7 protein-coding genes, 3 tRNA genes and 1 pseudogene are annotated in these 9288 nt (G+C 37.7%); 2 read left to right on the top strand and 9 right to left on the bottom strand.

Going from position 1 to position 9288, the window contains the following annotated elements:
* From ACFIK3_RS02390 to ACFIK3_RS02380, 3 genes and pseudogenes are all read right to left on the bottom strand, one after another.
* Positions 1 to 76 (bottom strand): annotated as a pseudogene (locus ACFIK3_RS02390) (elongation factor Tu); the annotation flags it as partial.
* 180 nt (positions 77 to 256) lie between these two features.
* Positions 257 to 330 (bottom strand) — tRNA-Gly (locus tag ACFIK3_RS02385).
* Positions 331 to 362: 32 nt separating this feature from the next.
* Positions 363 to 446, bottom strand: a tRNA-Tyr gene (locus ACFIK3_RS02380).
* 206 nt (positions 447 to 652) lie between these two features.
* Here ACFIK3_RS02380 and ACFIK3_RS02375 point away from each other — a divergent pair.
* Complete coding sequence (locus tag ACFIK3_RS02375; RefSeq protein WP_375676193.1) at positions 653 to 1483, top strand: TrmH family RNA methyltransferase; 831 nt, start codon at positions 653 to 655, stop codon at positions 1481 to 1483.
* Here ACFIK3_RS02375 and ACFIK3_RS02370 read toward each other — a convergent pair.
* The 6 genes from ACFIK3_RS02370 to ACFIK3_RS02345 form a co-directional block, all read right to left on the bottom strand.
* Positions 1480 to 2211 carry a rhomboid family intramembrane serine protease gene (locus ACFIK3_RS02370; protein WP_273791162.1) on the bottom strand — a complete coding sequence of 244 codons (732 nt, stop codon included), beginning with the start codon at positions 2209 to 2211 and terminating at the stop codon, positions 1480 to 1482. The genes ACFIK3_RS02375 and ACFIK3_RS02370 overlap by 4 nt on opposite strands.
* An 887-nt stretch (positions 2212 to 3098) precedes the next feature.
* Complete coding sequence (locus ACFIK3_RS02365) at positions 3099 to 3524, bottom strand: DUF2155 domain-containing protein (protein WP_273791166.1); 426 nt, start codon at positions 3522 to 3524, stop codon at positions 3099 to 3101.
* A 90-nt stretch (positions 3525 to 3614) separates the two neighbouring features.
* Positions 3615 to 4013 carry an NADH:ubiquinone oxidoreductase subunit NDUFA12 gene (locus ACFIK3_RS02360; protein ID WP_012755018.1) on the bottom strand — a complete coding sequence of 133 codons (399 nt, stop codon included), beginning with the start codon at positions 4011 to 4013 and terminating at the stop codon, positions 3615 to 3617.
* Between the two features lie 182 nt (positions 4014 to 4195).
* Positions 4196 to 5695: an Asp-tRNA(Asn)/Glu-tRNA(Gln) amidotransferase subunit GatB gene (gene gatB / locus ACFIK3_RS02355; protein WP_273791161.1), complete on the bottom strand. Its 1500-nt coding sequence runs from the start codon at positions 5693 to 5695 to the stop codon at positions 4196 to 4198.
* 129 nt (positions 5696 to 5824) lie between these two features.
* Entirely contained in the window at positions 5825 to 7252 is a 1428-nt protein-coding gene (tig, locus tag ACFIK3_RS02350; protein ID WP_273791160.1) for a trigger factor, read from the bottom strand.
* A gap of 135 nt (positions 7253 to 7387) precedes the next feature.
* Positions 7388 to 7470: transfer RNA gene (locus ACFIK3_RS02345), tRNA-Leu, on the bottom strand.
* 134 nt (positions 7471 to 7604) lie between these two features.
* Between ACFIK3_RS02345 and trmFO the strand changes: the two genes are divergently transcribed.
* Positions 7605 to 9017 (top strand): methylenetetrahydrofolate--tRNA-(uracil(54)-C(5))-methyltransferase (FADH(2)-oxidizing) TrmFO, encoded by a 1413-nt coding sequence (trmFO, locus tag ACFIK3_RS02340; RefSeq protein WP_375676192.1) that lies wholly within the window; start codon positions 7605 to 7607, stop codon positions 9015 to 9017.
* The last annotated feature ends 271 nt before the right edge of the window (positions 9018 to 9288 follow it).

Genomic DNA, 9288 nt, shown 5'->3' with positions numbered 1-9288 from the left:
TCTTCCCATGATCAACGTGACCAATCGTACCAATATTAACATGCGGTTTTGTTCGTTCAAACTTGCTCTTCGCCATTGTTATTAATCTCTTGTTTTATTCCCTATTTTTGTTAGCACCTAGGGTCAGTCCTGCAAAAATGAGTCTGACCAGACTGTAAACAGCCCAATAACCACAACTCTTAGAGGCAAAACCCCACCCCATCTATAAATGGAATATCCTCCATCATACCTATTTGCCCAATCATCAACAACCATTTGGAGCGGGTAGCGGGAATCGAACCCGCATATTCAGCTTGGAAGGCTGCTGCTCTACCATTGAGCTATACCCGCATGAACCCACGTACTAACTCTCCTTCGATGAATGGTGGAGGGGGTTGGATTCGAACCAACGTAGCATACGCAACGGATTTACAGTCCGCCCCCTTTAACCACTCGGGCACCCCTCCATTACACCGATAAAGTCACGCAATGAGACATCACGACAACCATCTTGAATACCCATTCAATTCAATCTGATTGCGATGTGGTTATGACGATTACTATTGTATCTGTCAACAGAATAAATACAGTTCTGTACAAATTTCCTGCTCATAATTTTAAATCATAGATTTTTTTCTCTCTATTTTTCTTATTAACACGCTATAAAGAAGCTATGAAAGAAAAAACATCACAAAATTCTCATTATGCTCGTTTGCGTCGCCGATATCGCGATACAAAAGGCTCTGCTTCTCGATCTTTTACACACCCAAAGAAGAAAGCTGCTTCTTTACAGCAAGGGATCATCCATCTTTATGGCATTCATTCTGTTCAGGCTGCTTTAGAAAACCCAAAAAGAATTTTAAAATGTCTTTACGTTACACAAAATGCCTTAAAACGATTAAATATATCCGAATCAGATTATCCTTGCTCTGTTACATTATGCACCCCCAAATATCTTGATTCGCTTGTTGGAAGTGAGGCTGTTCATCAAGGTATTGTTCTGGAAACGCTCCCCCTCAAACCATGCAAACTGTCGGAACTAACCAATACTGATCTGGTCATTGTCATGGATCAAATTACTGATCCACATAATGTTGGCGCTATTATGCGCTCTGCAGTTGCATTGAAAGCTAAAGCACTTATTACAACTTGCCGTCACTCTCCCCACGAAAGCGGTGTTCTTGCGAAAGCAGCATCTGGAGCTCTGGAAATGATTCATTATATTACCGTACGAAACCTCGCTGAAGCTCTTCAAGAACTTCATCAAACAGGTTTTACAAGCTTTGGTCTCGATTCAGAAGGTGACCAACCTCTAGAAACAGCATTAACAGGGAATAAAATTGCTCTTGTTTTAGGAGCAGAAGGTAAAGGTTTACGTAAAAAAACACGCGAAACCGTTTGCGCTTTAACACGCCTTGATATGCCTGGAAATATTAAGTCATTAAATGTTTCAAATGCAGCAACAATAGCACTTTATGTGGCACATCAATATCTTAGATCCTAGTTTTTAATTTTTTGTGAAACATCAAAAAAACCAACCAACAAAAAACCCGCAAAAAAACCGCCAATATGAGCTTCCCATGCTATTGAGATGCCATTTTCTTCAAACAAAATAGAAGAAATACCTATGATAAAATCAGTCGCTAGCCATACACTCATATAAACAAGCACCCCCTTAGAACACAGAGCTTTTTTGACAGACAATAAAGGTCCCAAAAGTTTTTCGTTCTGCGCATTGACAGCTAGATTCCCACTAGGAAAACCGTAACGTGCAATAGCACCCATCATTCCAGATACGGCACCTGACGCCCCAATAAGTGATATGGTACTTTCTTGATGAAATGTAAAATAAGTCAAAACAGAAATAACTGCCGTTAACACCCAAAAAATTAAAAAACGTAAAACACCAAAATGCCTTGCTAAAGGAGAGCCAAAAACCAAAAGCCAAACCATATTAAGAGCAACATGTTTAAAACTACTATGCATAAATGAATAACTCACCATGGTATAACAAAATGCTACAGGATCCCTCTTAAACAATGCTGGTATAAATGAAAAAAACTCAAGGCTTTCAACATAAAACTGATGAGAAAAAAAATACTGAGAAATGCAATAAAGACAAAAACAAAATGCTATCAAAACAACTATAATAAATGGAACATTCAATAAGGGTTCTTTAGGTTGTTTCGGCAATCGGGAAACATCATTATGGTTGTGACTAGAAACTTTCATTGTATAAAATCTCGTATTTTTCAGAAAATGGGTTATTCTTTATACAAAATAAATATACCACTCCCAGTGATACAAAATCTTTTTAACGCCTCTTCGAGGCCCCTTTTTAAATTTTCAATAGCTCTACATGAAAACACGTGTATTTTATACAAAAGATTTTAAAAAGCACGGATACCAAGAATATGATTTACAAACTTAATGGTATCCTGCTTACTTAAATGTGAAGTTATCATGCAATATACAAGGACTTACGAATAGACAAACTCACTTATGAGTGTGGTATATAATAAAAATATATAAACATTGTTTTCTTACTAGAAATATATTGATCACTGCATTTTTTAACCAAGCTATACTTCGATTGATAAACTTTAAATAATCTTAAATCTCAATTTTTCCATTAATAGAGATTGCATTGCTTCTACTCTTTGAATAAAAAACGACATCTCTATGAGAAAAGAACTACCAACACAGGCGTTCTCTAGATATACTGATTGGTGTTTCATGATGAATTACTTACTTGATAGTCTGTTTCCCTCATAAATGCAAAAGCGTCAGTTCATCTCTTTAACAAATATAAACAAGCCTTTCATTTCAACCTTTTACAAATATAATTCAAGAACTGTCTCTTATGAAACACTGAAAAAATATGTTTATTCTAATGATGCATCTTTGAATTTAAACAGTTCATGACGGAGTTTTTTATTCCTTTCTTAGACAGTCTTATTTACACATCCGTCACTTTTAACGCGCAAGAGAATAGTTTGGATCAATTCAATATAAAAAATTTTAAATGAGGTAATCATAGGAATTTGAACCTCCTATTAAGTTGTAAAATGATAAATAACTATTATAAATCAATGTATTATAAATAGATAATACACTAATCATTGAAGAGGAAGATCTTGAGAATTCTGCTTGCAATCCTTTAACCATACATCATAAATAGGATGCTCAACAGCGTTCAAACCAGGACTATCCGCAAACATCCATCCTGTAAAAATACGCCGTATTTTTTTATCTAATGTCACTTCATTGACTTCAACAAAACCTGTTGTACGCGTGGGTTCATCTTTAGAGCTCGTATAACACGCACGTGGAGTTACCTGTAATGCACCGTACTGATAAATTTTACCAAGAGTAACTTCAAAACGTGTAGTCCGCCCCGTGATTTTGTCAAGACCCGCAAAAACAGCAATTCCATTGCTAATACGTTCAGCCCGCACTCCACTATTTAAGGATAAAAACACTAAAATTCCCATTAAAAAAATATAAAAAAAATGCCTCACCCCTAACAATAAAAAAAATCTCATCATATCAAAATCAATCGCACCTTAAAAAAATAATTCTTTTCATAACATAGAGTCAAATAAGACAAAAATACACACGCACATTAAAACATGTTATTTTTTAGGTGACCACGCATCATAATCTTCATGCACACAAGAACGCTCTCCATTGGAGGTGATAGCCCCCTTTGGTCGATAGTCCTCACTTGTTCCTGTCATATTTGCAACATGAGGCTTTTCCCATTCATAAGGATGATAATCCTCCTGTGTTGGTGGACACTCACAGCGATGATGAATCCAGCCGTGCCAACCTGGTGGAATAGTAGAGGCCTCAGAATAGTCTTTATAGATAACCCAACGGTGCGGATAACCATCCTTATGAAGTCCTCCTTCATAATATATATTTCCAAATTGATCTTCCCCTATCCGCTTACCTTTGCGCCATGTGAAAAAACGCGTACCAATGGTATTGCCATTCCACCATGTGAAGATTTGCTTAAAAAAACGAGCCATCTGCTATTCCATTCATTTAGTGCGCTCATGAAATTAATCGTTGGAATAAAATTATTAACGATTGAAATTATCGAAAAAGTTACTCGTAAATTCAACTACAATTCCAATTGATAGGTTAACGTGCTATCCTTTAATTTCAAGAAGATATCATATGTATGGCTTCTTCTCCACCCCATAAAAATTTAATCTATGCCAAGTTTCATCTTAACCAATTCATTAACAGCTTGGGGATTTGCCTTACCACCTGTTGCTTTCATTACCTGTCCAACAAACCAACCAGCTAAAGCAGGTTTGTGCTTTGCTTGCGCAACTTTATCAGAATTATTAGCAACGATCTCATCAACAGCTCTTTCAATAGCCTTTGTATCCGTTACCTGCTTCATATTTCGCTCTTCTACAATTTGGCGTGCATCACCCCCCTCATTCCAAATAATCTCAAAAAGATCTTTGGCAATTTTTCCAGAAATAACTCCTTCTTTTATGAGATCAATAATACTTCCCAATTGATTTGGCGATACTGGGGACTCTTCAATCTCACGATTATCTTTATTTAAAGCCCCTAAAAGGTCGTTAATCACCCAATTGGCAACTATTTTTCCATCACGCCCACGCGCTACCTCTTCAAAATAATCAGCAATAGCCTTTTCTGTCACAAGAATGGAAGCATCATACACTGTCAATCCCATTTCCTTAATAAAACGTGCTTTTATAGCGTCAGGCAATTCTGGTAAGTCTGCTGCCAAAGCATCCACAAATGCTTGATCAAATTCTAATGGTAAAAGATCAGGGTCAGGAAAATAACGATAGTCATGCGCTTCTTCCTTTGAGCGCATAGAACGCGTTTCACCTTTAGCGGCATCAAAAAGCCGAGTCTCTTGATCTATGACGCCTCCATCTTCTAAAATTGCGATCTGACGACGCGCTTCATACTCAATTGCTTGACCAATAAAGCGAATAGAATTAACATTTTTAATTTCACAGCGCGTTCCAAAATCTTCACCAGGACGACGAACAGATACATTGACATCTGCACGCATAGAACCTTCATCCATATTGCCATCGCAAGTGCCCAAATAACGAACAATCGTACGCAATTTTGTCATATAGGCTTTGGCTTCATCTGATGAGCGCATATCAGGTTTGGAAACAATTTCCATAAGAGCAACACCAGAACGATTAAGATCTACAAAAGACATCGTTGGATGTTGATCGTGCATCGATTTTCCAGCATCCTGTTCAAGATGCAACCTCTCAATTCCCACTTCAATATCCTCAAATTGGCCATTCGAATCTGGACCAACAGATATGATAATCTTTCCCTCTCCCACAATGGGATAGCGAAATTGAGAAATCTGATACCCCTGCGGTAAATCTGGATAAAAATAATTTTTGCGATCAAAAACAGACTTTAAATTAATATGCGCCTTTAATCCTAACCCCGTTCGAACCGCTTGACGAACACATTCTTGATTAAGAACAGGCAACATACCTGGCATGGCTGCATCAATAAGTGATACATGATTGTTCGGCTCTGCACCAAATTTTGTTGATGCTCCTGAAAAAAGTTTTGAATTTGATATGATTTGCGCATGAACTTCCATGCCAATGATGACTTCCCAATCACCTGTAACTCCAGAAATAAAACGCTTAGAATCAGGAGTACGCGTATCAATGATGCTCATTGCCAATCCACTACCAATATTTAAAATATACTCATGGCTTATCTAAAACCATTCTCTCAGTGTAACCCCAGAACATAAATCTTACAACACAAGCCCGTTTCTATCGGGCTTGTTCTGTTTGCATAAATATTAAGCTTTTTTAGGAGCCTTTTTCTTAGCTGGTTTTTTCTCTGTAGACGTTTCTTTCACTGCAGACTTTTTCTTTGCCGGCTTTTCTTCAGGAACATCTGATTCGTCATATTCTTTCATCAACTCTTCAACCGTCACTTCTTTATCTGTGACTTTTATCTGTGCTAATAAATGATCAATGACCTTTTCTTCAAAAATCGGAGCACGTAGATTTTCAACAGCTTCCGGAGTCCTACGGAAAAAATCCATAATCTCTTTCTCTTGTCCAGGATACTGGCGAACCTGATCAAAAACGGCTGCTTTTAGCTCATCCTCACTAACTTTAACACCAACCTTCATTCCAATTTCAGAAAGCACCAAACCAAGACGAACACGACGCTGCGCAAGGACACGATATTCCTCCCGTGCCTTTTCTTCTGTAATACCTTCATCTTCAAAACTGCGCCCAGCCTTTTTCAAATCATCATTAACCTGAGCCCATATATTGTTAAACTCAACTTCTAAAAGTTCTTCAGGAATCTCAAAATTATAATCAGCATCTAAAGCATCAAGAATTTGACGCTTAACTTTTTGACGTGTCACTGAACCATATTGGCTTTCAATCTGCCCACGAACGACCTCACGTAAGCGATCTAGAGACTCTAAACCAACTTTTTGCGCTGCTTCATCATCAATTTTTAATTCATCTGGTTTAAAGACAGCTTTGATAGTAATGTCAAACTCTGCTTCCCGTCCCGCCAAATGTGCCGCACTGTAATTATCTGGAAATTTAACAAAAATCGTTTTTGCATCCCCAGCTTTCACACCAACCAATTGCTCTTCAAAACCAGGAATAAATTGTTTTGACCCAAGAATCAGTTGTGCATCACTATCTGCCCCACCTTCAAATGGAACGCCTTCAAGCTTACCTTGATAATCTATGGTAATACGATCACCTTCTTCAGAATTCCCCTCTTTTAGGGAATAATTACGCGTAGAAGAAAGGACGCGTTTGACTTGATCATCAATATCCTGTTCAGGAACAGTTGCAATTTCACGGATAACCGTAATGTGTTCAAAATCTTTAATGTCAATTTTTGGTAAAACTTCATACTTTAAACTAAAAGTAAAATCAGCTTTGCCATCTAGAATTTTTTCATCTTCATCTATATCAATTTTTGGCTGCATCGCTGCACGTTCATTGCGGTCTGCTAAAATAGAACGGGGTGCATCACTGAGTATCTCATTGAGAATCTCCGCCATAAAGGATTTACCATACATTTTTCGCAAATGCCCACTAGGCACTTTACCGGGACGAAAACCATTAAGCTTGATTTTTCCCTTGGTATCATCCAATCGTTCATTCAACTTTTCTTCTAAATCTTTCGCTGGAACCACGATCTTAATTTCGCGCTTCAGTCCTTCATTAAGCGTCTCGGTAACCTGCATTAAACACCTTCATTTTTCTAAGGAGAGGGATCAACCCACTCTAATAATCATTACATTCTAACACTTCGAGTGTTACATTTACCATGAAGCGGAATTTCAGACACGTAGAAATCCGTAGCACCTAAGGGATTGCTTTGGTGCGGATGGAGGGACTCGAACCCCCACGGTCTCCCGCCAGAACCTAAATCTGGTGCGTCTACCAATTTCGCCACATCCGCTCAAACTTACAAGCTAATAACCTTATACAAGCGGCGTTTCTATACCATTAATTACAGAAAAAAAGCAAACAAATATATTAAAAAAAACAAAATCTATGCTTTTCATACATAACTGCTTACGCTAAAAGTCAATTATGTTAAAGACATTTGATATCCCAATTCATATCATCGGTGGCGGTCTTGCGGGGTGTGAAGCGAGCTGGCAAATCGCTCAATCAGGAATTCCTGTTGTTTTGCATGAAATGCGGCCTGAAAAAAAATCAGATGCCCATAAAACAGATAAATTAGCAGAACTGGTTTGTTCAAATTCGTTTCGTTGCGATGATTCATTAACAAATGCCGTAGGGCTTTTACATGCTGAAATGCGATTAGCAAAATCGTTAATTATGAAAGCTGCTGATGCCAACAAAGTTCCCGCAGGGAGTGCTCTTGCTGTTGACCGTGATGGATTTTCAAAAACCGTTACGACAGCACTCGAAAACCACCCCCTTATAACAATCAAACGTGAAGAAGTTCAAGAAATTCCTAAAGCTTGGAAACATGTTGTCATTGCAACGGGCCCCCTTACATCGCCTGCACTTGCTCAAAAATTACAAGCAATAACCGGTATAAAAGCTCTTTCTTTTTTTGATGCGATTGCACCTATTATCCATACCGACAGTATTGATATCAACATTTGTTGGTATCAATCTCGCTATGATAAAATTGGTCCTGAGGGAACAGGAAAAGATTATCTTAATTGTCCTCTCAACAAAGAACAATATGAAACATTCGTTGAAGCGTTAAAAAATGCTGAAAAAACAGAGTTTCGTGACTTTGAAAAAACGCCCTATTTTGATGGATGCCTCCCCATTGAAATTATGGCTGAGCGCGGACTTGAAACGTTAAGACATGGTCCTATGAAACCTATGGGCTTAACTAATGCCCATAACCCTACAGTTAAACCCTATGCTGTCGTTCAATTACGCCAAGATAATAAACTTGGAACGCTTTATAATATGGTCGGCTTTCAAACAAAACTGAAATATGGTGAACAAATTCGTATTTTTAGAATGATTCCCGGTCTTGAAAAAGCAGAGTTTGCGCGTCTTGGTGGTCTTCACCGCAATACCTACCTCAACTCGCCAATTATTCTTGATCAAACCCTTCGTTTAAAACAAAAAAGACAACTACGCTTTGCAGGGCAAATTACTGGATGTGAAGGTTATGTAGAATCAGCGGCAATAGGGCTTCTTGCTGGACGTTTTGCTGCTGCCGAATATCATCATATTTCCCCTTTCCTCCCCCCACAAACTACAGCATTCGGAGCCCTTTTGAATCATATTACGGGGGGACACATCATAGATGAAAAAGCAGAAACACAGTCTTTTCAGCCAATGAATATCAATTTCGGACTTTTTCCCCCTATTGCTTCTATTAAACATTCAGGGAAACGCTTACCAAGTAAAGAAAAAAAATTAGTAAAAAAACAAGCCATAACAGCGAGAGCTCTCAATGATTGTACTCAGTGGTTAGCAGATAAAGAATCAAAGAGCTCCTGTTTATAAAAAACATACGATTCGCCTCTCACCTACTGAATAGATCTTTATGACTCTCGTGAAAAAATCATTCTAAAGCCTTTTAAAGACTGTCTCCCCCAATCAATAAATACTACCTACATTTCATCATTTATTCAATTATGTAGGTGCTGTAAAATAACTTTTGGCTATAAAAAACCTTTACCGCTATCAACAATTTAATATGATTTAATGACTAAAAAAAATAATCATATAAATATATTATGAATAATCAAAAAAATAGATAAAAAATACACACGTA

The sequence above is a fragment of the Bartonella sp. CB10SXKL genome (genome assembly GCF_042195515.1).
GTDB lineage: Bacteria > Pseudomonadota > Alphaproteobacteria > Rhizobiales > Rhizobiaceae > Bartonella.
Note: the sequence above shows the minus strand (reverse complement) of the source record. Positions and strands in the feature narration are given on the sequence as shown.

Excerpts from the sequence above, each read along its gene's own strand:
- ACFIK3_RS02375 (WP_375676193.1), top strand. The coding sequence starts at position 653 with ATGAAAGAAAAAACATCACAAAATTCTCATTATGCTCGTTTGCGTCGC.
- ACFIK3_RS02370 (WP_273791162.1), bottom strand. The coding sequence starts at position 2,211 with ATGAAAGTTTCTAGTCACAACCATAATGATGTTTCCCGATTGCCGAAA.
- ACFIK3_RS02365 (WP_273791166.1), bottom strand. The coding sequence starts at position 3,524 with ATGAGATTTTTTTTATTGTTAGGGGTGAGGCATTTTTTTTATATTTTT.
- ACFIK3_RS02360 (WP_012755018.1), bottom strand. The coding sequence starts at position 4,013 with ATGGCTCGTTTTTTTAAGCAAATCTTCACATGGTGGAATGGCAATACC.
- gatB (WP_273791161.1), bottom strand. The coding sequence starts at position 5,695 with ATGAGCATCATTGATACGCGTACTCCTGATTCTAAGCGTTTTATTTCT.
- tig (WP_273791160.1), bottom strand. The coding sequence starts at position 7,252 with ATGCAGGTTACCGAGACGCTTAATGAAGGACTGAAGCGCGAAATTAAG.
- trmFO (WP_375676192.1), top strand. The coding sequence starts at position 7,605 with ATGTTAAAGACATTTGATATCCCAATTCATATCATCGGTGGCGGTCTT.